At 62.8% G+C, this 25,116-nt stretch carries 21 protein-coding genes; 5 read left to right on the top strand and 16 right to left on the bottom strand.

The annotated features are described in order from the left end of the window. Window positions 1-354: 354 nt before the first annotated feature. The 8 genes from ACT9T4_RS11715 to ACT9T4_RS11680 form a co-directional block, all read right to left on the bottom strand. The gene (locus tag ACT9T4_RS11715) at window positions 355-1,290 is read right to left on the bottom strand and encodes a glutathione S-transferase family protein (protein WP_499117064.1); all 936 of its coding nucleotides are present in this window, start codon (window positions 1,288-1,290) and stop codon (window positions 355-357) included. A 55-nt stretch (window positions 1,291-1,345) separates the two neighbouring features. After that, a complete protein-coding gene (locus ACT9T4_RS11710; RefSeq protein WP_042556420.1) occupies window positions 1,346-1,660 on the bottom strand; it encodes a GIY-YIG nuclease family protein in 315 nt (104 codons plus the stop codon). Between the two features lie 9 nt (window positions 1,661-1,669). After that, the gene (gene pcsA / locus ACT9T4_RS11705) at window positions 1,670-2,380 is read right to left on the bottom strand and encodes a phosphatidylcholine synthase (RefSeq protein WP_042556421.1); all 711 of its coding nucleotides are present in this window, start codon (window positions 2,378-2,380) and stop codon (window positions 1,670-1,672) included. Window positions 2,381-2,485: 105 nt separating this feature from the next. Then, window positions 2,486-2,992: a nuclear transport factor 2 family protein gene (locus ACT9T4_RS11700; RefSeq protein WP_042556422.1), complete on the bottom strand. Its 507-nt coding sequence runs from the start codon at window positions 2,990-2,992 to the stop codon at window positions 2,486-2,488. Window positions 2,993-3,352: 360 nt separating this feature from the next. Further along, window positions 3,353-4,114, bottom strand: coding sequence for an amino acid ABC transporter ATP-binding protein (locus tag ACT9T4_RS11695; protein ID WP_042555443.1), 762 nt, complete (start codon window positions 4,112-4,114; stop codon window positions 3,353-3,355). Between the two features lie 11 nt (window positions 4,115-4,125). Further along, entirely contained in the window at window positions 4,126-5,226 is a 1,101-nt protein-coding gene (locus ACT9T4_RS11690; protein WP_042555442.1) for an amino acid ABC transporter permease, read from the bottom strand. Window positions 5,227-5,238: 12 nt separating this feature from the next. Further along, window positions 5,239-6,417, bottom strand: coding sequence for an amino acid ABC transporter permease (locus tag ACT9T4_RS11685; protein ID WP_042555441.1), 1,179 nt, complete (start codon window positions 6,415-6,417; stop codon window positions 5,239-5,241). 64 nt (window positions 6,418-6,481) lie between these two features. Further along, complete coding sequence (locus ACT9T4_RS11680) at window positions 6,482-7,510, bottom strand: amino acid ABC transporter substrate-binding protein (RefSeq protein WP_042555440.1); 1,029 nt, start codon at window positions 7,508-7,510, stop codon at window positions 6,482-6,484. 482 nt (window positions 7,511-7,992) lie between these two features. Between ACT9T4_RS11680 and ACT9T4_RS11675 the strand changes: the two genes are divergently transcribed. The 5 genes from ACT9T4_RS11675 to ACT9T4_RS11655 all read left to right on the top strand — a co-directional run bounded on the left by ACT9T4_RS11675 (window position 7,993) and on the right by ACT9T4_RS11655 (window position 13,705). Further along, the gene (locus ACT9T4_RS11675) at window positions 7,993-8,646 is read left to right on the top strand and encodes an alpha/beta hydrolase (protein WP_499117060.1); all 654 of its coding nucleotides are present in this window, start codon (window positions 7,993-7,995) and stop codon (window positions 8,644-8,646) included. A 209-nt stretch (window positions 8,647-8,855) separates the two neighbouring features. Then, the gene (locus ACT9T4_RS11670; protein WP_179538955.1) at window positions 8,856-9,794 is read left to right on the top strand and encodes a GGDEF domain-containing protein; all 939 of its coding nucleotides are present in this window, start codon (window positions 8,856-8,858) and stop codon (window positions 9,792-9,794) included. 57 nt (window positions 9,795-9,851) lie between these two features. After that, on the top strand, window positions 9,852-11,015 hold the full coding sequence (locus ACT9T4_RS11665; RefSeq protein ID WP_499117058.1) for a dipeptidase: 1,164 nt from the start codon (window positions 9,852-9,854) through the stop codon (window positions 11,013-11,015). 102 nt (window positions 11,016-11,117) lie between these two features. After that, entirely contained in the window at window positions 11,118-12,542 is a 1,425-nt protein-coding gene (rhlB, locus tag ACT9T4_RS11660; protein ID WP_499117056.1) for an ATP-dependent RNA helicase RhlB, read from the top strand. Between the two features lie 122 nt (window positions 12,543-12,664). Continuing rightward, a complete protein-coding gene (locus tag ACT9T4_RS11655) occupies window positions 12,665-13,705 on the top strand; it encodes a DUF2157 domain-containing protein (RefSeq protein ID WP_499117055.1) in 1,041 nt (346 codons plus the stop codon). A gap of 27 nt (window positions 13,706-13,732) precedes the next feature. Here the strand turns inward: ACT9T4_RS11655 and ACT9T4_RS11650 are convergent, their stop codons facing one another. The 8 genes from ACT9T4_RS11650 to bacA all read right to left on the bottom strand — a co-directional run bounded on the left by ACT9T4_RS11650 (window position 13,733) and on the right by bacA (window position 24,857). Then, the gene (locus tag ACT9T4_RS11650; protein ID WP_042555435.1) at window positions 13,733-14,419 is read right to left on the bottom strand and encodes a phospholipase D-like domain-containing protein; all 687 of its coding nucleotides are present in this window, start codon (window positions 14,417-14,419) and stop codon (window positions 13,733-13,735) included. A gap of 2 nt (window positions 14,420-14,421) precedes the next feature. Further along, window positions 14,422-15,000, bottom strand: a complete 579-nt coding sequence (locus ACT9T4_RS11645) for a rhomboid family intramembrane serine protease (RefSeq protein ID WP_264650072.1) — start codon at window positions 14,998-15,000, stop codon at window positions 14,422-14,424. Beyond that, the gene (locus ACT9T4_RS11640) at window positions 14,997-20,228 is read right to left on the bottom strand and encodes a DNA repair ATPase (RefSeq protein ID WP_499117052.1); all 5,232 of its coding nucleotides are present in this window, start codon (window positions 20,226-20,228) and stop codon (window positions 14,997-14,999) included. Before ACT9T4_RS11640 ends, ACT9T4_RS11645 begins: the two co-directional genes overlap by 4 nt. A gap of 85 nt (window positions 20,229-20,313) precedes the next feature. Next, a complete protein-coding gene (locus ACT9T4_RS11635) occupies window positions 20,314-20,553 on the bottom strand; it encodes a hypothetical protein (protein WP_042555433.1) in 240 nt (79 codons plus the stop codon). A gap of 126 nt (window positions 20,554-20,679) precedes the next feature. Then, window positions 20,680-22,728: a flotillin family protein gene (locus ACT9T4_RS11630; protein WP_042555432.1), complete on the bottom strand. Its 2,049-nt coding sequence runs from the start codon at window positions 22,726-22,728 to the stop codon at window positions 20,680-20,682. Between the two features lie 90 nt (window positions 22,729-22,818). Beyond that, window positions 22,819-23,445, bottom strand: a complete 627-nt coding sequence (locus ACT9T4_RS11625) for a hypothetical protein (protein WP_499117050.1) — start codon at window positions 23,443-23,445, stop codon at window positions 22,819-22,821. Between the two features lie 89 nt (window positions 23,446-23,534). Then, the gene (locus ACT9T4_RS11620; protein ID WP_499117048.1) at window positions 23,535-24,230 is read right to left on the bottom strand and encodes a PspA/IM30 family protein; all 696 of its coding nucleotides are present in this window, start codon (window positions 24,228-24,230) and stop codon (window positions 23,535-23,537) included. A gap of 12 nt (window positions 24,231-24,242) precedes the next feature. Beyond that, entirely contained in the window at window positions 24,243-24,857 is a 615-nt protein-coding gene (gene bacA, locus ACT9T4_RS11615; protein ID WP_499117046.1) for a biofilm formation regulator BacA, read from the bottom strand. Between the last annotated feature and the right edge of the window lie 259 nt (window positions 24,858-25,116).

Genomic DNA, 25,116 nt, shown 5'->3' with positions numbered 1-25,116 from the left:
TTTCACGGGCATGGCCCGCTTCCACAAAGGCACAGAACAGTCACCACTTCCGATACTTTCGACTATCGCAGCAGCCGAAAGAAAGGCAGAACACAAAAAGCGAGCATGGCGCAGAACCTGTGGGAACGGGCCATGCCCGTGATCGTTTCACGGGCATGGCCCGCTTCCACAAAGGCACAGAACAGTCACCACTTCCGATACTTTCGACTATCGCAGCAGCCGAAAGAAAGGCAGAACACAAAAAGCGAGCATGGCGCAGAACCTGTGGGAACGGGCCATGCCCGTGATCGTTTCACGGGCATGGCCCGTTCCCACAGGAGTAATACACAACTGTCCTGGCTCTGGCTCTAGCCCTTAAAGTCCTTTGATAGAGAATCCAAGCCGCGGGAAGTGCACATGCACGACACCAGCGCGGTCATCTTCACGGCGCAGGATCAACTCCTCGGCCCCGGCGAACAGCAGCTCGCCTTCCACGGCATCCACGCCGTAATCAATCGCCGAGATGGCGACGGCCTGCCCGCTGACAAAACCATTCGGGTCAGTAAACACCTCGTCCGGCAGCGGCGATGGCGTGGCTTCGCGCGCCACCCTGATGGCCTCCTCGCTGCTCAACGGCTCGGGCTTGCCGTGCCCACGTGCCAGCACCCGATCCAGCCAGGCGGCGACGGCCGGGTAGCCATCGACCAGGGGCGAGGTCACCGGCGTCGCACGCAGGAACCACAGCGGGTGAGCCATGGCGATATCGGCCAGGCTCGCCTCACCGAACAGGAAATCACCACCGCTCGCCTCCAACTGAGCCTGCAGACGTGCCATGAACGCCGGCCACTGGTGCTTGGCCTGCTCGGCGGGCAAACGGCTGGCCTGACCACCGGCGAACAGCTTGGCGCGGTCGGCGATGAAGGTCTGGACGAACTCCGGGGGTGCCTTGGCGAAACGCACGGCGATGGACTCGGGCTGGAACACCAGGCTGACCGCATGCTGAAACACCACCGAGTCGGCCCATTGCGCGAAGGCGGCGATGGCGAACGCCCGATTGCCCGGCAACAGCGCCGGCTGCGGCTGAAGGGCTTCGAGACGACGCGCGATCAACGCGGTGTCGCAATAGATATCGGCACCGATCTGCAGCACCGGGGTCTTGCGATAACCTCCCGTCAGGGCGGTGAGATCCGGCTTGGGCATTACCGGTGGAATCTGCACCGAGCGCCAGGCCAGGTCCTTGAAGCCCAGCAACAGGCGCGCCTTTTCAGCGAAGGGCGACGTGGGGTAATGGTGCAAGATGAGCTCAGACATTGCAGACCTCCGGGAACGGGTAAGGCCTGCAGCTTAACTCAGCTTGCTGCTGGTACTAGACAGAACCCATTGGGGCTGATGAGTGCTCATCAAGGACATGCATCAGGCTACCGGTGGCCACCAGCGCTTCCTTGGCGCCTTTGCCCAGTCGCTTGATCGCCCGCTCGCGGCGCAGGGCATCGCCCTTGCCGATACAGCTTTCGCTGTAGACCAGGGCCACTGCCGGGCTGGAAAAGAAGAAGCGAGCGCCCTTGCCACTTTGGTGCTGGGCGAAACGGCGCAGTGGATCGTCACTGATGCCGCAGTAGAGCGCGCCATTGGCGGCGCGCACCAGGTAAACGAACCAGACCTTATCCGGCGTAACGCTCATTGCCGGCGATCAGGCGAACCATTCGCGGGCAGAGCGCCACACGCACATGCCGACGAAATACGCCGAAGACAGGCCCCACAGCGCCAGCAGCCACACCGGCTGGGTCGGGAACTGGATGATCAACCCGGCACAGGCGAACATCCAGATCATGGTCACGGCGATGTTCAACGGCATGAACTGCTTGACCCGGAACGGGTGCAGGAACTTCATGCGAGTCAGTGTCAGGCCCGCCAGCACCATGATGACCAGGAAGGTCACCCACGGCTCGAAATCCAGCAGATAGAGGTACACCACCACCACGTTCCACGCCGCCGGGAAGCCGACGAAGTAGTTGTCCTTGCTCTTCATGTTGACGTTGCAGAAGCAGAACAGCGACGACAGCAGAATGATGCCCACCGACAGCAGCAGCGTGTACTCGGGCAGCGGGATGAAGCGATAGACGAAGATCGCCGGGATGAACACGTAGGTGAGGTAGTCGATCACCAGATCGAGGGTCGAACCGTCGAAATGCGGCAGTACCACCTTGACGTCGTACTTGCGCGCCAGGGTGCCGTCCAGGCCGTCGACCAACAAGGCGAGCCCCAGCCACAGCAGGCAGCTTTCCGCCCTCCCCTCGATCAGCGCGAGCAGCGCCAACATGCCAAGGATTACCCCGCTGGCGGTTACCGCGTGAACGCTCCATGCCTTGGCTTTACTGGGTGATAGCGACATAACACTCATGATCGAAATACTCTGGTAGACGGACTTTCACGCAACGAACGGAGCCTTTACATGCACTCAGCCATTCATCGATGAACATTCAGACCGAGAAGCCTACCACTCCGTTCAGCTGCGCGCCTCTACGCCGTGCTGCCCGTCTGACGCACGGGAGGCCTGAAACTGCCGCAGACCGTTCCTGGCCTGCCTGCGCACGGTGTTTTTCAGCAGCGGCGTCCAGCCGATGAGCATGCCCTGAAAACCCAGCGCCTGAGCGGACCAGCGCCACATATCGAACTGATCACGGTGTTCGACGATCAGCCCGTCACGAATCACGAACGACGCCTGGATGCGGTTCACCACGGTGCGGCCGGTCTGGCTGAACAGGTAAGTGGCCACCCAGTTGGCGCTACCACCATTGGCATCGGCCTGCACATCGCTGAAGGTCAGGGAGAACTGCTTGGCCCGGGTGGTCAGCATGCGCCACATGTCCGCGGCATCGTCACCGGTGAGCGTGCCGAATGCCGGGTCACTGAAGCTGACATCAGGCGCATAGCAACTCGCCATGCGCTCGGCATCCAGTTGCTGGAAGGCCTGGTAGAAACGGGTGATCAGATCGGCATTCGGGTGAGACATGGCTGAGCTCCTTGGCGATACGCAGAGTATCGCCGCAAAACGCCGATCCGACGATGGGCATATCGGCCATTGATACGCCCTTATCAGAACGCAAAAGGGAGCCCTGCGGAGGCTCCCTTCTACTAGCAAGAACGCGCTTTCGATCCAGCGAGCTAGAGTCCTGCAAGGCCTGGGCTGCCCCGCAAATACAGGCGAGGAAGCGGACTGGGCTCGCATGTGAGTGTACGCTCGTACATGAGCACAACTCGCTTCGCTCGCTCCTCCGGGGCCGCCCTAAAGCGCGTTAGCCGCAAGCGGCTTTCCGACTGGGCTGGCAATCCAGTCCGTCTTCTACGCCGCAGCGGCCTCGTAAGTTCGTTCTCAGTGCAGGATCTGCCCGAGGAACAGCTTGGTGCGCTCGTTCTGCGGATTGTCGAAGAAGGCATTGGGCTCGGCCTGTTCGACGATCTCGCCCTTGTCCATGAAGATCACCCGATCCGCCACGGTACGGGCGAAGCCCATTTCGTGGGTCACGCAGAGCATGGTCATGCCGTCCTGAGCCAGGCCGATCATGGTGTCGAGTACTTCCTTGACCATTTCCGGGTCGAGCGCCGAGGTCGGCTCATCGAACAGCATGATCTTCGGCTTCATGCACAGGGCACGGGCAATGGCCACACGCTGCTGCTGACCACCGGACAGTTGCCCCGGGAACTTGTGGGCCTGTTCCGGAATGCGCACGCGCTCGAGGAAGTGCATGGCGATTTCCTCCGCCTTGCGCTTGGGCATCTTGCGAACCCACATCGGCGCCAGCGTGCAGTTCTGCAGCACGGTGAGGTGCGGGAACAGGTTGAAGTGCTGGAACACCATGCCCACTTCGCGGCGCACGGTTTCGATGTCCTTGAGGTCACGGGTCAGTTCGGTGCCATCGACCACGATGCGACCGGCCTGGTGTTCTTCCAGACGGTTGATGCAGCGGATGGTGGTGGACTTGCCCGAACCCGACGGCCCGCACAGCACGATACGCTCGCCCTGACGCACGTCGAGGTTGATGTCCTTGAGTACGTGGAACTGGCCGTACCACTTGTTCACGCCCTGCAGCTGAATGATCGGCTCGGCGCTGGGTTGCTTGTTTGCTTCGCTCATCTAAGTGACTCCTAACGCTTGTGGCCGGTATCGAGCTTCCGCTCCAGATGGAGGGAGTAGCGGGACATGCCGAAACAGAAAATCCAGAAAATCAGGGCAGCGAACACATAGCCCTCGGTCGCCATGCCCAGCCACGCCGGGTCGGCAGCCGCCTGCTTGACGCTGTTGAGCAGGTCGAACAGGCCGATGATGATCACCAGACTGGTGTCCTTGAACAGGGCGATGAAGGTGTTGACGATGCCCGGAATCACCAGCTTGAGCGCTTGCGGCAGGATCACCAGACCCATCATCCGCCAGTAGCCCAGGCCCATGGCGCCGGCCGCTTCGTATTGCCCCTTGGGAATCGCCTGCAGACCACCACGTACCACTTCGGCGATGTAGGCCGACTGGAACAGGATGACCCCGATCAGCGCCCGCATCAGCTTGTCGAAGCTCATGCCCTCGGGCAGGAACAGCGGCAGCATCACCGAGGACATGAACAGCACGGTGATCAGTGGAACGCCACGCCAGAACTCGATGAACGTCACGCAGACCACGCGCACCGCCGGCATGTTGGAGCGGCGCCCCAAAGCCAGCAGAATGCCCAGCGGCAATGCACCGGCGATACCTACCGCGGCGATCACCAGAGTCAGCATCAGGCCGCCCCAACGGCTGGTCGGCACGGTTTCCAGGCCGAACACACCGCCATGCAGCAGGCACCAGGCAACCACCGGGTAGATCACCAGGAAGCCGATGCCATAGAAGGCCTTGCGCGGGAAGCGGGAAATGAACAGCGGTGCCGCACCGACGATCGCCAGAACCGCGGTCAGGTCCACGCGCCAGCGCAGTTCACTGGGGTAGAAGCCATACATGAACTGGCTGAAACGCGCCTGGATGAACACCCAGCAGGCGCCTTCCTTGGTGCAGTCGGCGCGGGTGGTGCCCACCCAGTTGGCGTCGATGAACGCCCACTTGAGCAGCGGCGGCACCATCAGCCAAACGAGGTAGATGGCGAAGAAGGTCAGCGCCGTATTGAGCCAGCTGGAGAACAGATTGCTGCGCATCCAGGCGACCACACCAACACTGGAGCTGGGTGGCGGCTGATCCGGTTTGAAAATATGGGTTGTGCTCATTGCGCTAGGTCCTCACCGCTCGATCAGCGCGATGCGCTTGTTGTACCAGTTCATCAGCAGGGAAATGCTGATACTGATCGCCAGGTACACGCTCATGGTGATGGCAATCACCTCGATGGCCTGGCCCGTCTGGTTGAGTACCGTACCGGCGAACAGCGACACCATGTCCGGGTAACCGATACCGGCGGCCAGAGAGGAGTTCTTCGCCAGGTTCAGGTATTGGCTGGTCAGCGGCGGAATGATGACCCGCATGGCCTGGGGAATGATCACCTTGCGCAGGGTCGGGCCCGGGCGCAGCCCCAGCGAGCGAGCGGCTTCGGTCTGCCCGTGGCTGACCGAGTTGATCCCGGAGCGCACGTTCTCGGCGATGAAGGCCGCGGTGTAGACGGTCAACGCGATGGTCAGCGCCAGCAGTTCCGGGATCATCACCCAGCCGCCGACGAAGTTGAAGCCCTTGAGCTCCGGTACCGACCAGTGCAGCGGGCTACCGAACACCAGCGCGAACAGCGTGGGAATGACGATCGCCAGCCCCAGGCCAGCCCAGAACTTGTGGAATGGCACGCCGGTGGCTTCGAAGCGCTTGTTGGCCCAGCGGGTCATCAGCACGATGGCGACCAGGGTCACCACCAGGCCGGCCACGAACGGCCAGAAAGCCCCCGTCGCCTCGGCAGCCGGCATGTTCAGGCCGCGGTTGCTGAGGAAGAAGCTTTCGCCGATGCTGATGCTGGCACGCGGTCCCGGCAGCGGCAGCAGCACGGCGAAGTACCAGAAGAGAATCTGCAGCAACGGCGGAATGTTGCGGAACACCTCGATGTAGACGGTCGCCAGCTTGCTGATCATCCAGTTCGGCGACAGTCGCGCGATACCGATGAGGAAGCCGAGGAAGGTAGCCAGCACGATACCGATGAAGGACACCAGCAGCGTGTTGAGCAGGCCGATGACGAAGACGCGGGCATAGCTGTCCGCTTCGGTATAGCTGATCAGGTGTTGGGCGATGCCGAAACCGGCACTGCGCTCGAGAAAGTCGAAGCCGGACGTGATGCCCCGGTGTTGCAGGTTGGTCTGTGTGTTGCTGAACAGGAACCACCCCATTGCGACCACGGCCACAACGGTAATGATCTGGAATAGCCAGGCGCGCACACGTGGATCGCTGAGGGAGAACCCCTGCGGTGCGCCGATGTTTTTCTGCATGGGAATGCCCCAGGTATAACGGAACGAAAATCGCCCGGCAGCCGGCTGCCGGGCGACAGGTCAATCAACGCACTGGAGGAGCGTAGTGCAGACCGCCTTTGTTCCACAGAGCGTTCAGACCACGCTCGATTTTCAGCTCGCTGCCCTTGCCGATGTTACGGTCGAAGACTTCGCCGTAGTTACCGACCTGCTTGACGATCTGGACGACCCAGTCCTTCGGCAGTTTCAGATCCTTGCCATACTCACCGTCGGCACCCAGCATACGGGCTACGTCAGGGTTCTTGGTTTCCTTGGCCAGGGCTTCGACGTTCTTGGAGTCGACACCCAGCTCTTCGGAGTTGAGCATGGCGAACAGGGTCCACTTGACGATAGCCATCCAGTCTTCGTCGCCACGACGAACCAGCGGGCCCAGCGGCTCCTTGGAGATCACTTCCGGCAGTACTACCCAGTCATCCGGCGCGCCCAGCTTGATGCGCTGTGCGTACAGCTGCGACTGGTCGGAGGTCAGTACGTCGCAACGACCAGCTTCCAGGGACTTGGCGCTTTCGTCGGAGGTGTCGAAGGTGATGGGGGTGTACTTCAGGCCGTTCGAGCGGAAGTAGTCGGAGACGTTCAGCTCGGTGGTGGTGCCTGCCTGGATACAGATGGTCGCGCCATCCAGTTCCTTGGCACTGGCAACGCCCAGCTTCTTGTTAACCAGGAAGCCGATACCGTCGTAGTAGGTCACGCCGGTGAATACCAGACCCATGCCGCCGTCGCGGGAGCTGGTCCAGGTGGTGTTGCGCGAGAGCACATCGACTTCACCGGACTGGATCGCGGTGAAACGCTCCTTGGCGGTCAGCGGGCTGTACTTGACCTTGGTCGCGTCACCGAACACCGCTGCGGCCACACCGCGGCAGATGTCGACGTCGATACCCTGATAGTTGCCCTTCTCATCCGGTACCGAGAAGCCAGGCAGGCCATCGCTGACGCCGCACTGTACGAAACCTTTCTTCTTGACTGCATCCAGGGTAGCACCGGCATGAGCCATGCCTGCTGCACCCAGAACGGCGGCGGCGGTCAACATCGCCAGGGTGGTTTTAACCATCTTCATTGAACATTCTCCGGTTGCTTTTGTTGTGTTGGAGTCTCAGTCGGATCGCCGTACCCTTTTGGGGCATGTCGTCACTGTAGGCAGCGACAGTGTAGACCGGTGACCAGACCTCGGTGCGAATGCCGTGACCTATTCGAAAAGTAGGTCATCGACGCTTGCACCAGCCCATTGGTGAACGGGCCCGAGACGGATCGCGAATTTGCACATCGACAGGCATGCAGCGCCCGGCGAACCTTTTGGAAACCCCATCAAATCGGCTTTCCCGTCTGCTCCGCGGCTCGGAGCGGTGTTACCACGCCAGGCCGACGACATCAGTCTCAGGCTCTATAGCAAAGGCCATACCACACGGTGATTTTGCCCGCGAGATAGGCGGGTCAAGGGGGCAAACTTGTAATCTTGCGACATCTTGTTCACGGATCAGTACAGTGACGAAAAACAGTTACGCACCAAAATAACGCACAGGCCCCATATTGGAGCAACACATGGATAACACATTGCTACTGCAGCCCCCACTTCCCGCCGATTCATGCGTCATCTGGCTGCACGGTCTGGGTGCAGACCGCTTCGATTTTCAACCGGTCGCCCAGGCGCTGCAGCAATCGCTGCGCAGCACCCGTTTCGTACTGCCCCAGGCGCCCACTCGCGCAGTCACCGTCAACGGCGGCTACGAGATGCCCAGCTGGTACGACATTCTCGCCATGAGCCCGGCCAGGGCGATCGATCGGGAGCAGCTCGAACAGTCGGCCCAGCAGGTGATCGACCTGATCGAGGCGCAGCGCAACGAAGGGATCGACCCGGCCCGCATCTTTCTCGCCGGCTTTTCCCAGGGCGGCGCGGTGGTGCTGCATACCGCCTTCCTGCGCTGGCAGGGGCCCCTCGGCGGCGTCCTGGCGCTGTCCACCTACGCCCCGACCTTTGCCGAGCAGGTGCAACTGAGCGACCTGCAGCGTGCGATACCGGTGTACTGCCTGCACGGCAATCAGGACGGCGTGGTGCTGCCACCCATGGGCCGCGCCGCCCACGACTGGCTGCTGCAGCATGATGTCACCGTGACATGGCAGGAGTATCCCATGGGCCACGAAGTGTTACCGGAGGAAATACGCGACGTCGGCGTTTGGCTGGCGGCCCGTCTATAACGCCGGTTTGCGCGGGGCCAGGCCTGTGACCCAGGTCACAGTCCACGCGCCGCCTGTCGTCGTCGAGGCGCAAGAGCATTGTCAGTCCTCGGGCCGACGGATACTGTCAGGGTAATGAGGCCCGTCCATTCACCATGAATGGGGTCATTGACCCAGGGAGCGTTAGCGGTGCCGATCGTTAGTCGTTTTCGAGCAAGGATGCTGATGCCATGAAGGCAGCCCAATGGCAGACCGATCTCCAGCAGATCCGGCAACTGCGCCTGTTCAACAATGTTGCACTCGGCAGCCTGACCCGGCTGCTGGATTCCTTTCGTGCCTGCGATCTGGACACCGGCGAAGTGCTGCTCTCGCCGTTCGACCGCAACCAGTACCTCTATATAGTCGTCAACGGCAGCCTCAAGGTTTACCTGGGCTCGCTGGACAATCAGCCGGTCACCACCCTGCACTCGGGGGATTGCGCCGGCGAAATCAGCTTCATCGACAACGAGCATCCCAGCGCCTACGTGGTGGCCAACGAGCCGAGCAGCGTGCTGCGCCTGCACCGTGATGCCCTGACCACGCTGTTCCAGCAATCGCCGCAGATGATGCACAACCTGCTGGAAGTGCTGTGCAGCCGCATGCGCCAGGGCAATCGGCAACTGATCGACAGCGAGCAGAACGCCAACGTCGACAAACTCACCGGGGCCTTCAACCGGCGCTGGCTGGAGCACGTGTTCGAACGCGAACGCACCCGTTGCCTGTTCAGTTGCCAGCCCCTGAGCCTGCTGATGCTCGATGTCGATCACTTCAAGGATTACAACGATCAGCACGGCCACCTGGCTGGCGACTATGCCCTGTGCCTGGTCGCCCACACCCTGCGTCGACAGCTGCGCCCCCGTGACAGCCTGGTGCGTTTCGGGGGTGAGGAATTCGTCGTGCTGCTGCCTGAGCTGAACCTGAAACAGGCAGTGGACATCGCCGAGCGTCTGCGCGAGAGCCTGGAGCAAATCGGCGCCTTCTACTCGCCGCTGGGCGCCCAGCCCGGTGTGACGATTTCCCTGGGGCTGACCCAGATGCAGCCCAAGGACAGCCTGACCAGCCTGATCGCCCGTGCCGACAAGGCCCTGTACCGGGCCAAGGACGAAGGCCGCAACCGCCTCTGTCACTGAAATGCCGTCACCGCGTGGCATGCTGTTCGGACCCATACCTTTGCGTGGATGCTCCCGATGCGTAAACGCCTGCTGATCGCTCCGATTGCCCTGATCGTCGCTGCCGGCGTGTTCTTCACGTTGCCCAGCATCCTCGACCGACGCATGAACAGCGTCGAATCACCTGCGCCCTACCCTGCCGGAGAGGCCGCCACCCGCCTGCACGACACCCTGTTCATCGCCGACCTGCACGACGACGCGCTGCTCTGGGAGCGAGACTTGCTCAAGCGCTACAGTTACGGGCACTCGGATCTGCCACGCATGCTCGAAGGCCGCGTCGGCCTTCAGGTGTTCTCCACCGTGACCAAATCGCCACGCGGGCTGAACTACGAGAGCAACGCTGCCGATAGCGACACCATCACGCTGCTCGCCATGGCCCAGCGCTGGCCTCGGGCGACCTGGAACAGCCTGCTGCAGCGCGCCCTCTACCAGGCCGAAAAGCTGCGCGAGGCGACCGCAGGCAGCGATGGTCGCATGGTGCTGATCAGGAGCAGAGCCGACCTGGCCACCTTCCTGCAGGCCTGGAACGAGGACCCGCGTCGCGTCGCCACCCTGCTGGCCACCGAGGGCCTGCACCCGCTCGAAGGGCAGCTGGATAACCTCGACCGTCTCTACGACGCAGGTTTCCGCATGGCTGGCCTGACTCACTTCTTCGACAACGAGGTCGGCGGCTCGGCCCATGGCCTGGCGAAGGGTGGCCTGACACCGCTGGGCCGGCAGGTGATCGCCCGCCTCGAAGAGAAATCCATGCTGATCGATCTGGCTCACGCCTCGCGCCCCTTGATGGATGATGTGCTGGCCATCGCCAAACGCCCGCTGCTGGTCTCCCACGGCGGCGTCGAAGGCACCTGCCCCGGTACCCGCAACCTGAGCGACCGGCACCTGCGCGCCATTGCCGCCACCGGCGGGGTGATCGGCATCGGTTACTGGGACACGGCCGTGTGTGCCACCTCGGTGGCTGCCATCGTCAAGGCGATTCGCTACACCGCCGACCTGGTGGGCGTGCGCCATGTGGCCCTGGGCTCCGACTTCAACGGCACCATCCACGCCCCGTTCGACGTGACCGGGCTCGCCCAGCTGACCGAGGGCCTGCTCGGTGCCGGCTTCAGCCGCGAGGAGATCGCCGCGATCATGGGCGGCAACGTGCATCGCCTGCTGCTCGCCAGCCTGCCGGCAGGCTGATCGCAAAGCCCGCAATTACGGTATCCGCAGGGTACTTCGCCCTGCGCGCGTCTTGCTTTACACTGGCCGTCGTTCATTCCTTAATCAACCGACGAGATGACCGTGCTCAAAGCACTCAAAAAAATATTCGGCAAAGCCGAAAATGAGCCACACAGCTCAGTCTCCCCGACCATCGAGCCCTCCCCGCCACCCGCCAGCCCAGCTCGCGAGGAACGCCCACCGAGGCCACCGAAAGCGTCGGCTCCCGTTGCCCCGAAACCCCAGAGCAAACCCGCGAAACCTCACCGAGAGCGCGCACCCAAGCCGGTCGACACCTGGAAGCTCGAAGATTTCAAGGTCGAACCAGCCCCTGGCAAGACCCGCTTCCACGACTTCAAGCTGTCCCCGGACCTGATGCATGCCATCCATGATCTGGGCTTCCCCTACTGCACGCCGATCCAGGCGGGCGTACTGGGTTACACCCTCAAGGGCCGCGACGCCATCGGCCGCGCCCAGACCGGCACAGGCAAGACCGCCGCCTTCCTGATTTCGATCATCACCCAGCTGCAACAGACCCCGCCGCCGAAAGACCGCTACATGGGCGAGCCGCGGGCCCTGATCATCGCGCCGACCCGCGAGCTGGTGGTGCAGATCGCCAAGGATGCGGCCGAACTGACCAAGTACAGCGACCTGAACGTCATGAGCTTCGTCGGCGGCATGGACTTCGACAAACAGCTCAAGCTGCTCGAATCACGCTTCTGCGACATTCTGGTCGCCACCCCGGGCCGCCTGCTGGACTTCAACCAGCGCGGTGAAGTCCACCTGGACATGGTCGAGGTCATGGTGCTCGATGAAGCCGACCGCATGCTCGACATGGGCTTCATCCCGCAGGTCCGGCAGATCATCCGCCAGACCCCGATGAAGGGCGAACGCCAGACGCTGCTGTTTTCCGCCACCTTCACCGAAGACGTGATGAACCTGGCCAAACAGTGGACCACCGATCCGGCTATCGTCGAGATCGAACCGGAAAGCGTCGCCAGCGATACCGTCGAACAGCACGTCTATGCCGTCGCCTCGGCAGACAAGTACAAGCTGCTCTACAACCTCATCGCTCAGAACGACTGGATCCGCGTGATGGTATTCGCCAACCGCAAGGACGAAGTACGGCGCATCGAAGAGCGCCTCACCCGCGATGGCATCAGTGCCGCGCAGATGTCCGGCGACGTGCCGCAGCACAAACGCATCAAGGTGCTCGAAGGCTTCCGTGAGGGCAGCATTCGCGTGCTGGTCGCCACCGATGTGGCGGGCCGAGGCATCCACGTCGATGCCATCAGCCACGTCATCAACTTCACCCTGCCGGAAACGCCGGATGACTACGTGCACCGCATTGGTCGTACCGGTCGTGCGGGCACCAGCGGTACCTCGATCAGCTTCGCCGGCGAAGACGACGCCTACGCGCTGCCGGCCATCGAAGCGCTGATGGGCCGCAAGATCGCCTGCGAAATGCCGCCAGACGAATTGCTCAAGCCCGTACCGCGCAAACACTGACAGCAACGCTGGCCCGCCATTCGGCAGCCAGCCCGCCAGGGTGGCCCACCGCCCTGGCCCACCGACCAGAGCGTGGCGCACGCACTGGCCGACAGAGCGCCACGCCTTACAGGGACTCGTTCATGACACTCAAGATCGACAGCAGCGACCTGAAGCGTGCCGTCCAGGCCGGCGTCCTGCAGCCGGGTCAGGATCAGGCCCTGGTGGACTTTCTCCAGCACGATCCACACAGCCGCCCCAGCTTTCAGCTCTCCCATGTGGCCTACTACTTCGGTGCGCTGCTGATCATCGGGGCCATGGGCTGGCTGATGACCGAAGCCTGGATGAGCATCGGCGACACTGCGCTACTGCTGATCAGCGCTGCCTATCTGCTGCTGTTCTTCCTCGGTGGCCGCAGCCTGTGGCAACGCGGCCAGCCGATTCCGGGCGGCCTGCTGGCGGCGGTGACGGTGAGCCTCGTGCCGCTGGTGGTGTTCGCCGCCCAGCGTGTATTCGGCCTGTGGCCCATGGGGGACACGCAAACCGACTACGCCGACTACTACCGCTACGTACAAGGCGGTTGGCTGCTCATGGAAGTCGCCACCATCATTGTCGGCCTGCTGGTGCTGCGCGTGATGCCCTTCCCGTTCATCGTCATGCCGATCGCCGTGGCCCTCTGGTTCATGTCGATGGATCTCAGCGAACTGTTTCATGACGAGTACATCACCTGGGAACAACGCCGTGACGTTTCGCTCTGGTTCGGCCTGCTGGTGCTGCTCGTCAGCCTGCTGGTCGACGGGCGCAGCAAACAGGATTTCGCCTTCTGGGGTTACCTGGCGGGCCTCACCGCGTTCTGGTGCGGCCTGAGCCTGCAGGACAGCGGCAGCGAGTTCGGCAAGCTGCTCTACTGCCTGATCAATCTGGGCCTGATCGGCCTCGCCGTACTGCTGCGCCGCCCGCTGTTCATGGTCTTCGGCGCGCTGGGCGTGGCGGGTTACCTCGGCTACCTGGCCCATGACGTGTTCGAGGACTCGCTGCTGTTCCCGGTGGTGGTCAGCCTGATCGGCCTGGGCGTCATGGGCCTCGGGCTGCTGTACCAGAAACGCCGGGACGCCATGAGCAGCGCGCTGCGTCGGCACGTGCCAGCCAGCTGGCAGACGCTTCTGCCAGCGTTGCGTCGCTGATCTCGCAAAGCCGCCTTGCGCCGCCGCTCAGCCCGGGCGGTAGCGAGTCCACAGCCTGTCGAACTCACGCGCATACTCGGCGACCAGATGAGGGTCGTCGGTCACCAGCAGGTTTTCCTCGTTGCTGACACTGGCGCTGCGCGTCCAGTTGAAGCTGCCGTTGAGCAGCAGGCGCCCGTCGAACAGGGCGAACTTGTGGTGCATATGAAACGGGCTGTTGTCGATCCGCAGCGGCACGCCCTGGTCGATCAGGCGCTGGATATCGCTGCCGGCATCGAAGCGTTTCTCGTTGTCGCTGATGATCCGTACAGCCACGCCACGGCGGTGCACGGCGATCAGCTCGTCACTGAGCTGGTCATCGGAAATGGTGTAGACGCACACATCCACCGACTCCCGGGCCTGTTGGCATAGGCCGCGAATACGCTGACGGCAACTTTCCCCCGGGCTGAAATGCGCGCTGGCGTGGCCACGGGCCGGCGAGCAGCGCACCTCCAGGGTCTTGATCACCTGCTCCAGCCATTTCAGGGCCGGCATGGCGTCCTCGGGGTTGCCGACCAACTCGCGCACCAGAGAGAAGGCGCGGTTGCGCAGGTAGCGCACCTGATCAGGCGTCAGGTCGTTGCCCAGTTCACGCAGTTCATCTCGCTCATCGTTGCTGAGCGTGAGGTCCGCGAGGCTGTCACGCAGGTGTTGATCGAGGCGATCGAAATCCATTTTTAACCCTGCCGAGTTCGTTTTCGGGTGCGGCGCTTTTGCCCGCCCCGCTGCCATGAAGCGTAAAGTCCGCCGCACAATGCGCCAGCCAGGTGATATTCGAACGACACGCCCTGCTGCGGCAGCAGGCCGAAGAAGAAGCCGCCGTAGAGCACCAGAGCCAGGGCCGCCAGCAGCAGATCCGCGAAGCTGCGACGGAACCAGGCGCGCCCGAGCAGCAGCCCCCACAGCCCGAACAGCCAGCCACTGGAGCCGACATGAATGCCCGGGCGGCCGAACAGCCAGACCAGCAGACCACTGGCAACGATGATGAACAGGCTGGCACGGACGAACTCGCGGCGCGACTCCAGCAGGGCCAACGCGCCCAATACCAGAAAGCCGCTGAGATTGCCGAACAGGTGCAACCAACTGCCGTGCAGCCAGGGCGCCAGAAGCACGCCGGGGAGCGCTTCCAGCACACGCGGAATCAGCCCCCAGCGGTTCAGGCTGTAGCCGTCCAGGCTGTTGACCAGTTGCAGCACGACCATCAGTGCGGCGATACCGAACAACAACTTCAGCCGCGGCAACAGCCAGAGCGTCACGGCGTGTCGCCGCCCTGCCCCATCATCCGGGCGATCTCACGCAGTTGCTGGGCCATGTCGCCCATACGCTTGTGGGTCCCCAGATCGATGTCGATCTTCTTGTCCATGGCATTGATCAGCGGCACCACACCGTCTTGCAGGCCATCGGCGAGGCGTTCGAGCAGCGCCTGGATGCCGGGTTGCGGCTGCGCCTGTACGGCCACCTCCACCTTCGGCTGCACTTCGCGCAAGCGTTCCAGGCCAGCCAGCAGCTCCTGCCAGGGCACGGCGGCAGGCGCGGGCGCAGCCTGCTCGCCGCGAGCCAGGCCACGCACCCCCTCGACCAGATCGTTGAGCTGCGCCACCACGCGCCCGCCGATGTCGGAGTCGCTGCCGCCCATGGCCTTGTTGCGCATGAAATCGCGCTTGATCTGCGCCCAGCGCTCGAGCTGCTCGGGCGTCTGGTTGCCACGCAGCTCGGCGAGCTTGAGCAGGTTTTCCTCGGCGCCGGTGGTCAGCAGCTGCGATTCGCCCTGGTAGTGATCGGCGATCAGTTGCAGCAGCTCGGCGTCGTTCATCACCGAGGAGATCTTCTCGGCCATCTTGTTCATGTTGCGGTAGCTGCCCTGCAGCTTGAACGAGGGCTCGGTACGGTACTCGTTGGCCTGGGCAGCACTGGCGATGTACTGCTGATTGACCTTGAGCACCACGTCGCGCACCTGCATCAGGCGCTGCAGGGTGGAGACGATCTCATTGACCTCGGCGCCGCTGTAACCGTGGCTCAGTTCGTTGCTGGAGAACGGCTTGCCTTCGGCCTTGGCGACGAAGCGATAGACATCGGCCATATCGCGGGTGGCCAGCGGCGCCAGCACCGGATTGGACGTCAGGCCGTTCTCGATGTAGCTGAGCGCGAAAGCCTCTTCCATGCCGCCCAGGGTATCGCCCAGGTTGTAGATATCCGCCCGGTTGGCCAGCATGTCAGGGATCTTGAATACGTCGCCGGACTCGGTATAGGGGTTGCCCGACATCACCACGCAGAACTTCTTGCCGCGCATGTCGTAGGTCTTGGTGCGGCCCTTCCACACGCCCTCGATGCGCCGGGTACCGTCGCACAGCGAGATGAATTTCTGCAGGAATTCCGGGTGGGTGTGCTGGATGTCGTCGACGTAGAGCATCACGTTGTTGCCCATTTCCAGCGCCAGGTTGAGCTTCTCCAGCTCCTGGCGAGAGGTGGCGTCGGGAGCCTGAGCCGGGTCGATGGACCGCACTTCGTGGCCGAGGGCCGGGCCGTTGATCTTCATGAAGATCAGACCGAGGCGGTGAGCCACGTACTCCATCAGGGTGGTCTTGCCGTAGCCAGGCGGCGAGATGAGCATCAGCAGGCCCATCAGGTCGGTGCGCTTGCTTTCACCGGCGGTGCCCATCTGCTTGGCCAGGTTGTCGCCGATGACACCCAGGTACACATCGTTGATCAGCTTGTTGCGCACGAAGGAGGACAGCGGCCGTGGCTTGAACTCGCTCAGGCGCAACGCATCGCGCTCGCGATTGACCACCTCCTGACGCAGCGCCTGATAACGCTGCAGAGCCGGCAGGAACGTCTCGCGGTGGTGACGCAGACGCTGGAAGAAATCGTCCAGCGCGAACGCCAGGGCGCCCTGCTCGATGCGTGGATGATCGCCGAGCAGGCCGTCGACGCGCACCTGCAGATCCGCCTCGGTGACACGAACCGGCAGCTCGGCATCGATAAGGCCGAGGGCCACGGCCTCGGGTACATAGGCCTGGGAGGCCGCGCTCTGTTCGGCGCAATAGGCACGCAGCCAGTTCTCCGCCAGCGCCCAGCGCTGATCGGGTCGTCCGCGCAGGCGCTCCTGGGCTTGCAGGTAGCCGTCCCACATGTGTGCGGTCTGCAGGTGCTGGCGCAGGCCGTCGAGCAGATCGCGGGCGTACTTGCTGACCACGAACTCGACGCGCTCGGCAGCCAGCTCTTCGACCAGATACTCGGCAGCCTCGCGCAACGGCGCCGCCTCGAACGGCATCGGGTGGCGTGCCAGGAACCCCTGCATCGCCGCCAGCACTTCGGCACGCAACTGCACCAGGCCTTCATCACGACCGAACAGCTTGCGGATGTTGGCGCAGGTGTGGGCGCGCTCGGCCCAGTGGGCGGCGTCCATGTCTTCGCGCCAGCGGTTCCAGAAGAACAATGCGAAACCACGGGCCAGAGGCGTGTAGGTCAACAGCCCGGCGCCTTCGCGCAGCGCCAGCAACCTGAGCAGGATGGCCATGGCGTCCTGGTCGTGAATGCCCTTCTGGTAGCCTTCCTTGTAGCGCGGTGCCGCGAACTCGCGGATGCGCTTGATCAGTTCCTCGGGCTGACTCATCTGCGCCTTGAGCAGGTCGAGGCTGAGCCCCTCGGCGTTACGCACGGCGGCGTCGAGGACCAGACCGGCGAGGAACTCGCCGCGGTACAACGCGGCCGATTCCGACTCCAGCGCCACCTGCCAGTAATCGCGCAACGCCTCCAGCTCGCGGTCGTGCAGGGGTTCGAGAAAATCGGTGCCGGTCAGGTGCAGGAACAGCCCGTCGCCACGGGGCAGCAGGGTCAGGTCCAGTTCCTGGGTGTTGACGGCGAAGCGGTGGCGCGGCCCCAGCTTGATGACATCACCGCCCTCTTCGAACAGTTCGCTCTTGTCGCGCAGCGCACGCACGGCCTGGTCCCGGGCGCCCTTCAGACGCGCCTCGACATCATCGGCCTTGACGCTGTCCTTGAGTTCGCGCAGGCGTTCGGCCAGTTCACGCAGCTTGAGAATCAGCGGGTCAGCGGCGAAGAACGCATTCAGTTCTTCGGCCTGGTCGAAACGCGCGGTGCGCCGGCCCAGGCTGTCGAGGATGCGCCGGGCGGCATCGAGCAGGGCCTGAGCCTTGCGCTGACGCTCGTCGAGCAGGGTCTGCTTGTGGGCCTCGAAGGTTTCCAGCAGCTCCTCGCGCTTGGCCAGAATGTCGCCGAGAAACTGCTCGTGGTCACCGAACTGGCTCTCCAGTTCTTCAAGTTGCACCAGCAGACGCGACAGCTGCTCGTCGCAGCGCTCGGGATCCTGGGCCAGCGCCAGGGCGTTGGTGATGCTCTGGCTGAACAGCTTGAACTGGGCGCCGAACTGCGCCACGGTTTCCGTCGAGCCAAGCCCCTTGCGGCGCTGCTCGGCTCGCGCCTTGGCCTGGTTGAGCTTGGCGTACACCTCGGAAATGGCATCGACGATGCGGGTCCGCTCGGTGGCATCGTCGATCTGCAGCGAAGCCATCAGCCCGGATAGCATGTCCAGGTTGGCGGCCATCTCGCCCAGCCCTGCCAGGGGTTCAGCCAGTTGCGCCACGGTCTCGGCTTTCTGCGCCTGGGCATCGAGTGCCTGCAGGTTGTCGTGATACGGCTGTAGCGCGGCATCACCTGCCAGGTAGCGTGAAGTGGCAGCGGCAGTCTGCTCGCGGGCTTCGAGCAGCGCCTGCTCCATGGCGTCGATACGCGCCACGTCGATGTAGCGATAATCGCGGATGGTCAGCAACTGGCCGCGCTGGGCAGTGATGGCGTTGAGTGCCTCGACGTACTGCTCGACCTTGTCCCAGCTCTCCGAGCGCAGGCTCTCGAGCAGCGCCTTCTGCCGACTTTCCGCACTGGCCATGGCCGTGGCCGACTGCTGGCGAATGCTCTCGACCTTCTCGAACTCGTCGAGTACCAGCTCGCCGGTCGCCGCGATCTCGCGCAGCAACGGTGCCATGCCCGCGCACTGCGGATCGCTGAGCCAGTGATAGACGTCGAACAGCCGCCGGGTGTTCTGACACAGCAGGGTGTAGCGCGGCACCGAGACTTCGCGGCTGTCGATCTCGCGGCTGAGGTTGAACAGGTCGGAGACGCCGCGCACCAGCTCGGCATTGCCGATTCGCCCGAAGAAACCGCTGCGTGCCGGCTGACGCGCGGCGTACTCCTCGCTGCAGAATGGCGTCTGCCAGATCTGCATGGGGTGGATGCGCGTCGGTTCGTCGCCCTCGGCGGAAAAGATCACCATGCGCCCGTCTTCCAGGCGCGCGTAGCCGTGGCCGAAGATCGGGTTCTGCAACTGCCGGGTGACCAGGTTGTAGGTCAGCAATACCGCCCGGCCTTCGCCCGGGTGGTAGAAGATGTATTGCACGTCTTCGCCATTGGGCGAACGCACCGAGCGCTTGAAGCGCATGCCGGCCATCGACTGCTCGAAGGTTTTGTGTTCACCGTTCTGCAGGTAATAACCGCCGGGGAAGATGATGCCGTGGTCTTCGGGTAGCTGCACGCAGGCCAGGCCGATGGCATCGATGCGCTCGACCTTGCGGGTCAGCCGGTTGAACACCAGATAGCGCCACTGCTCCTCGCGGTACGGCAGGATCTTCAGCAGAATCAGGCTACCCAGGGCAGCGAACTCGACCTGGGCATCGTCCAGCGACTGGGTCTTGTCCACCACCTCTTCGCGGTAGATGCCCTCGCCCTTCTCGGTGTTGTTCTCGACCTTGATCGTCAGGTCGCCACCGATGGTCTCGACGAATACCGTGTCGAGGATGTTCAAGTGTGGGAAGCGCCCGTTGACGGTCATGTCACGGGTGGTTTTCTGCCATTCGAAATCGAACGGCGCCGGAAGCGCGATATCGCGTTCGCCGCGGTTGTCGATGTAGCGCACGTCCTTGCCGTCGAGCGACAGTGACCAGCGAAACACGCGAATGTCGGTGATGCGCTCGCCGATCTGGAAGCTCGCCAGCAGCTTGCCGTCACGGATCGCCAGCTGCAGCAGCCGGGTGTTCTTGTAGTAGGTGTAGAGCTCGTTGAAGTCGTTGACGAAGCCGCTCTGCGCCAGGAAGGTGCCCTCGAGGGCGATCGACTCGGCCTCGTAGCCCTCCGGCCCTTCCACCAGCCGGTAGAGCGAGAACACGTCGGCGACCGAGGTTTCCTTCTTCAGGCCGAGGAACACGTTGTAGCCGAACAGCAGCCAGTCGCCGACCTGGACGATATCGCGAGCTATGCAGTTGTTCTCGGTACGGATGCGAACCCGACCGGTCACTTCCATCTGGCTGCTGCCGAACTCCTGCAGACGCTGCTCGTTCAGTGCCTCGGTATTTTGCCGCAGGCGCAGCCCCTGCTCCTGCAGGCGCTTGTGCAGCACCTCATAGGCACCGCCTTCGGCAACGGCTTTGTCGAGAATGTCCTGCTGGGTGTTTTCGGCTTGGGCGTCCGACATCGTGGTCTTCCTGAATCTGCGCTGTCTGCAAGCAAAAGCGCGCCTACCGCGAGAGGGCGGCGCGAAAAGCGATTTCTAGCGGTGCTCAGGCACCGATCTTCCTGGCGACTTCGGCGAGCTTGTCGCGCATCGGCTGGTCGAGTTCTTCCGGCTTGATGCGGGCGATGATCCGCGTCAGCACACGAATCTCGTTGTCATCGATCACGCCGTCGCGCTCGGCGATCGCCAGCAGCGAGCCCAGTTCGTCTGCATCCAGGCGGCCGTCGTCGGCAAAGCACTGGATCGAACGAAAGGTCATTTCCAGATGGTCTCTTGGTTCTGACATGAAACATTCCTTGTAGAGTGATTGAACGCTGTATCTGCAACGTGCGGCAGGAGCAGGCTTGCCTGGTCCTGCCATCGCGAAGCGGTTGGTTGCATGGGGCGCCAGCGACGCCCCATGCATCGTGCATCACGCCTGCTCGGTATCCGGCTGCACGGGCTTGGCTTCCGGTACGCGGCCCTGCAACAGACGGGCAAGCACGTCCTGAACCACCGGGCTCTTGCCAACCACGCCCTCGATGGCCTTGCCCACCGACAGCGACTTGGCGAACGAGTTGAAGAAGTCGCCTTCGCCGCCGACGATCTCGATCTTCGCCTTGGCCAGCGCGGTGGCCAGAACCTCGGCCTGATCCTTGGCGATTTCCTTGTTCGCCGCGATGGCCGCCATGGCTTCCTCGAAGCTCTTCTCCAGCTGCATGCGGAACTCTTCGTGCTGACGGGCGTTGTCACTGAGCGCGTCGAGGGCACCGAACTTCTTGCCCAGGCCTTCCGCTTCGGCGTTCAGACGCTCCAGCAGTACCTGCGCCTCGGCCATGCCCAGATCCTGGGTCGCCTTGGCCTTGGCCACGCCGAGCTGCTCTTCGCCTCGTGCCTGCGCGCCGAGCTTCTCTTCCAGCACCTTGGCATCGGCCAGGCCGTCCTTCTCCTTGGCTGCCGCCTGCGCTTCGGTCACACGAGCCTGGGCCAGGCCCTTCTCCTGCTCGCCCTTGGCTTCGGCAATCAGACGTTCGGCCTGCACACGAGCCTCGGCGAGACCTTCCTTCTCCTTGGCCGCAGCGGTGACTTCACGCACCCGCGCATCGGCCAGACCCGGCGCAGCGCGCTCGGCTTCGATACCCTCGGCGAGCTTCTTCTTCGCCTCGGCGCTCTTGGCAGCGGCCTCCAGCTCGGCCTGGGCGAGGTTGTTGATTTCCACCGCCTTGTGCTTGGAACGGGTTTCGTCCGCTTCGGCCTGCTTGACCTGGCGCACCAGCTCCTGCTCGGCTTCGGCCTGGGCATTGATCACGGTGACCTGCTTCATGCGCTCGGCTTCGGAAACCTCACGGACTTCCTTGATGCGCTCCTCTTCCTGAGCCACGGTCTTCTCGACCGCAACCCGCTCGCGCACCACGCTGGCGATGTTCTTGCGCTCTTCTTCCAGCGCCTTTTCCTTCTCGATGCGCTGCAGTTCGACTTCGCGCTCGCGGGCCACCACTTCCAGATCCTTGGCGCGGGTCACCTTCTCCACCTCGATGACCACCGCACGCTGGCGGTTCTGCTGCGCCACTTCCACTTCGCGCTGATGGTTCTCGGCGCGGATGTCGAGCTCCTGCTGGGTCTGGATGCGCGCCTGCTCGGCCTTCAGACGCTCTTCTTCCTTGACCTTGAGGGTTTCCGCCTGCTCACGGGCCTGGATGGTTTCGATCTCGCGTTTCTGGCGCGCTTCGGCATCGGCCTGCTGACGCTCGAGGGCCAGCGTCGCCTCGCGGGTTTCGACGTTCTTCTTCTTGATCGCCAGTTCTTCGTTGCGCTCCAGGTCATTGGTGATGACGTTCTGCGCAGCGGTCAGCTGGGTGATCTTGCGGATACCCTCGGCGTCGAGAATGTTGCTCGGGTCCAGAGAGCTCTTGGCGGTCTGCTCCAGGTAATCGATGGCCACGTCTTCGAGCACGTAACCATTGAGGTCGTTGCCGATCACCTCGACGATGCGGTCACGGAATTCCTGACGGTTCTCGAACAGCTGGACGAAGTCGAACTGCTTGCCGACGGTCTTCAGGGCTTCGGAGAACTTGGCGTTGAACAGCTCGTTCACCGCCGCACGATCGGAGGCACGCTCGACGCCGATGGCCTTGGCGACCTTGAGCACGTCTTCCTGGGTCTCGTTGACGCGCAGGTAGAACGCCACGGTGATGTCCGCGCGCATGTTGTCGCGACAGATCAGCCCGTCCTTGGCGCGGCGATCGACTTCCAGGGTGATCAGGGAGATCTTCATGAACTCCTTGAGGTGGATGACCGGGTAAACCAGCGCTCCGGTGAAGTGCACCTTGGGCGTCGACGACATGTCGTTGACGATCAGCGCCGTCCCCTGGGGAACCTTGATGTAGAAGGCCTTGAACAAGGCCAGCAGCCCAACGATCAGCAGGGCGACCAGGCCGACCCCGACCAGCACGGGAATCAACGACGGTGGAAGGTTATACATTGCGCTCAATCTCCTTTGAGGCGGATGGAACCGGCTGAAAGCTGGATCACGACCTGCCGGACTGCTGCCCGGCAGACGCTGATCAGCGCATCAGATACCCCGGAACTCTTCTTCAGTTATCACCCGGTAAGCATGCTGCGCTTCCAGGTATTCCAGTAAAACGACACGGTCGCCACGCTTGAAGCCCAGCTGTTCGTCAGCCCGAACCCGCAGAATCAGGCCGGCACCACCGTCTTCGAGCATGGCCTCGCCATGGCTGGCGGTCACCCGGCCACTGCGCACCACGGCGGTCTGACCGAGCACGCTCTTGCTGCTGGTCACTTCCAGTTTGAGGAACAGCGGGCGCAGCGGCGCGCACAGCAGGCGCGTCGGCGGCACGGCAAGAAACAACGCGGCCACTGCCACCAGCGCGCCCAGTGGGTAGCGCAGCCACTCCAGTGGCAACAGGCCAAGCCCCCAGAGGTCGACGAAGTAGCTGATGAACCAGGCGAAGAAAGACAGCAGGGTCAGCACCAGGGTGAGCGGTACGTCACGCAGCTTGAGTTTGGACAGGAGTGCCGCAGCCGGGCCTTCCAGTGCTGAGTCGGCTTCGACGTCGAGCACGTCGATCTCGATCAGGCCAAACGCGACGATGACCCAATACACCACCGCCAGACACAGCAGGAAGCTGAAGATGACGGTGGGGAAAGCCAGCGAGATCTGCAGGAAGATTTCCATGATTTCCTATCCCTGAAAAACATGGCAGAGCCCATCGGCTCCACCATTCATGACGTACCACAGCCACCTGTCGTGGCTGGCCCGATGAATCAGGGCTTGGCCTTGTCCTTGAGACGCGCCAGCACGCTGTCGGCACTGGTCTTGTCGGCGACGATACCCGCCGCACGCAGCTTGGCATCCAGCGAGTCATCCGGGTTGGACGCCTCGGCAAGCTCGGCCGCGGCTTCCATCTTGGCCGCACGCTCCGCCTGCTGCTGCTTGATGCGCTCCAGCGACTCGACCGCCGTGTGCAGCTTGGCCTGGGAACCACCGTAGCGCTGCGCCACGGCCATCTGCGCCTTCTGCACGCTTTCGGTGGCCTTGACGGTGTCCACCTGCTGCTTCAGACGTTTGATGTTGGCCTCGGCCTGGGTCACGGCCTTGCGCAATTGCGCCACGCTGGCGGCATAGCCATCAGCCTGTTCACGATCGCTGGCCAGCTCGATCTCCAGGTTGGCGATCTTGCCGGCCACTTCACCGGCCAGTGCCTCATTGCCCGCTTCCAGGGCCTTGAGCGCGTATTGCTCGTACTCGGCGACCTTGGCTGCGGATTTACCGGCACGTTCGGCGGCCAGCTTCTGCTTGGCCATGATCTCGGCCAGGGCTTCCTTGGATTTGCGCAGTTCGATATCGGCGTCGCGGATTTCCTGATCGAGAATGCGCAGCGCCTGCCCATCGACCAGCGTCTCACCCAATTCGTTGGCACCGCCACGCAGTGCCGTCAGCAATTTGCTCCAGACGTTCATCAGCGTTTCTCCTTATGCACTGGCCTTGAGGAAGTCTTCGTAGGCTTCGGTCGCCTTGATGACGTTGTCTGCCAGGGTTTCGATCTCCAGCACCACGCTGGGCAGGATCGACGAGGCACTCAACGCACCGAACATGGTGTAACAGGCCTGCCCGTCGGGCAGGGTTTCGAGGCCGACGCTGGAGAGCGGAAAAAGCTTGTGGCTACGCAGCACTTCCTCGTTGAAAGCGGCAGTATCGCGCACGTCACTGGCAGGCCAGAGCAGCGCCTCGACGATGATCTGATCACCGAATACCGCAATGAACAGCGGCAGATCACCATAGTCCTTCATGGTCACGTGCAAACTGGCATCGGCGCCCTGAATCAGCTCGACGGCAGCGCGGCCATCAGCAAACGGCTCTGCCCCTGAAAGCGCATCGAACAACGTTTGTGCAGTCCAAACCTGAGGCATGCTCACCCCCTCCTCCATTGAAGCCAGCTCCGACTGGGGCTGGCGCAGTTTCCGTTCGACCGCCGAGAGCCGCTGGGCATGCTCGGGCAGTATCCAGACTTCCTTTTTCACCAGCCCCTGTTCGCGCAGACGCTGGCGAAAGAGACGCTGATAATGAGCTGAGGATTTGTTTTCCATGAAACGCAGACTAGAACATTACATGTGACATATCAATGCATCACATGTAATTAATTTAAGGCCGTCGATCAGGCCTGGAATGATGCGAAGGAATGGATGGAGCGGGAGACATCCCGGCAATTAAACCGACTGCGCGAGGAAAAATCCGCCGACCCTTTCGCAGTTGTGCAAAAGCCAGGACGCAATGACCGCGCCATCAATTGGCTAGCCTTGGCATCCGGCTGCGAACCGGTATGATTCGCCCCTTTTCGGAAAGCCG

The sequence above is a fragment of the Pseudomonas sp. SZ40 genome (assembly GCF_052958135.1).
This window is presented reverse-complemented; position numbering and strand designations above follow the sequence as displayed.

Bases quoted from the DNA above. Each gene is read 5' to 3' on its own strand.
- pcsA (WP_042556421.1), bottom strand. From the start codon at position 2,380: ATGAGTGTTATGTCGCTATCACCCAGTAAAGCCAAGGCATGGAGCGTT.
- ACT9T4_RS11690 (WP_042555442.1), bottom strand. From the start codon at position 5,226: ATGAGCACAACCCATATTTTCAAACCGGATCAGCCGCCACCCAGCTCC.
- ACT9T4_RS11700 (WP_042556422.1), bottom strand. From the start codon at position 2,992: ATGTCTCACCCGAATGCCGATCTGATCACCCGTTTCTACCAGGCCTTC.
- ACT9T4_RS11665 (WP_499117058.1), top strand. From the start codon at position 9,852: ATGCGTAAACGCCTGCTGATCGCTCCGATTGCCCTGATCGTCGCTGCC.
- ACT9T4_RS11695 (WP_042555443.1), bottom strand. From the start codon at position 4,114: ATGAGCGAAGCAAACAAGCAACCCAGCGCCGAGCCGATCATTCAGCTG.
- ACT9T4_RS11685 (WP_042555441.1), bottom strand. From the start codon at position 6,417: ATGCAGAAAAACATCGGCGCACCGCAGGGGTTCTCCCTCAGCGATCCA.
- ACT9T4_RS11635 (WP_042555433.1), bottom strand. From the start codon at position 20,553: ATGTCAGAACCAAGAGACCATCTGGAAATGACCTTTCGTTCGATCCAG.
- ACT9T4_RS11715 (WP_499117064.1), bottom strand. From the start codon at position 1,290: ATGTCTGAGCTCATCTTGCACCATTACCCCACGTCGCCCTTCGCTGAA.
- ACT9T4_RS11620 (WP_499117048.1), bottom strand. From the start codon at position 24,230: ATGAACGTCTGGAGCAAATTGCTGACGGCACTGCGTGGCGGTGCCAAC.
- ACT9T4_RS11710 (WP_042556420.1), bottom strand. From the start codon at position 1,660: ATGAGCGTTACGCCGGATAAGGTCTGGTTCGTTTACCTGGTGCGCGCC.
- ACT9T4_RS11655 (WP_499117055.1), top strand. From the start codon at position 12,665: ATGACACTCAAGATCGACAGCAGCGACCTGAAGCGTGCCGTCCAGGCC.
- ACT9T4_RS11650 (WP_042555435.1), bottom strand. From the start codon at position 14,419: ATGGATTTCGATCGCCTCGATCAACACCTGCGTGACAGCCTCGCGGAC.
- ACT9T4_RS11640 (WP_499117052.1), bottom strand. From the start codon at position 20,228: ATGTCGGACGCCCAAGCCGAAAACACCCAGCAGGACATTCTCGACAAA.
- ACT9T4_RS11670 (WP_179538955.1), top strand. From the start codon at position 8,856: ATGAAGGCAGCCCAATGGCAGACCGATCTCCAGCAGATCCGGCAACTG.
- ACT9T4_RS11675 (WP_499117060.1), top strand. From the start codon at position 7,993: ATGGATAACACATTGCTACTGCAGCCCCCACTTCCCGCCGATTCATGC.
- ACT9T4_RS11680 (WP_042555440.1), bottom strand. From the start codon at position 7,510: ATGAAGATGGTTAAAACCACCCTGGCGATGTTGACCGCCGCCGCCGTT.
- bacA (WP_499117046.1), bottom strand. From the start codon at position 24,857: ATGGAAAACAAATCCTCAGCTCATTATCAGCGTCTCTTTCGCCAGCGT.
- ACT9T4_RS11625 (WP_499117050.1), bottom strand. From the start codon at position 23,445: ATGGAAATCTTCCTGCAGATCTCGCTGGCTTTCCCCACCGTCATCTTC.
- ACT9T4_RS11630 (WP_042555432.1), bottom strand. From the start codon at position 22,728: ATGTATAACCTTCCACCGTCGTTGATTCCCGTGCTGGTCGGGGTCGGC.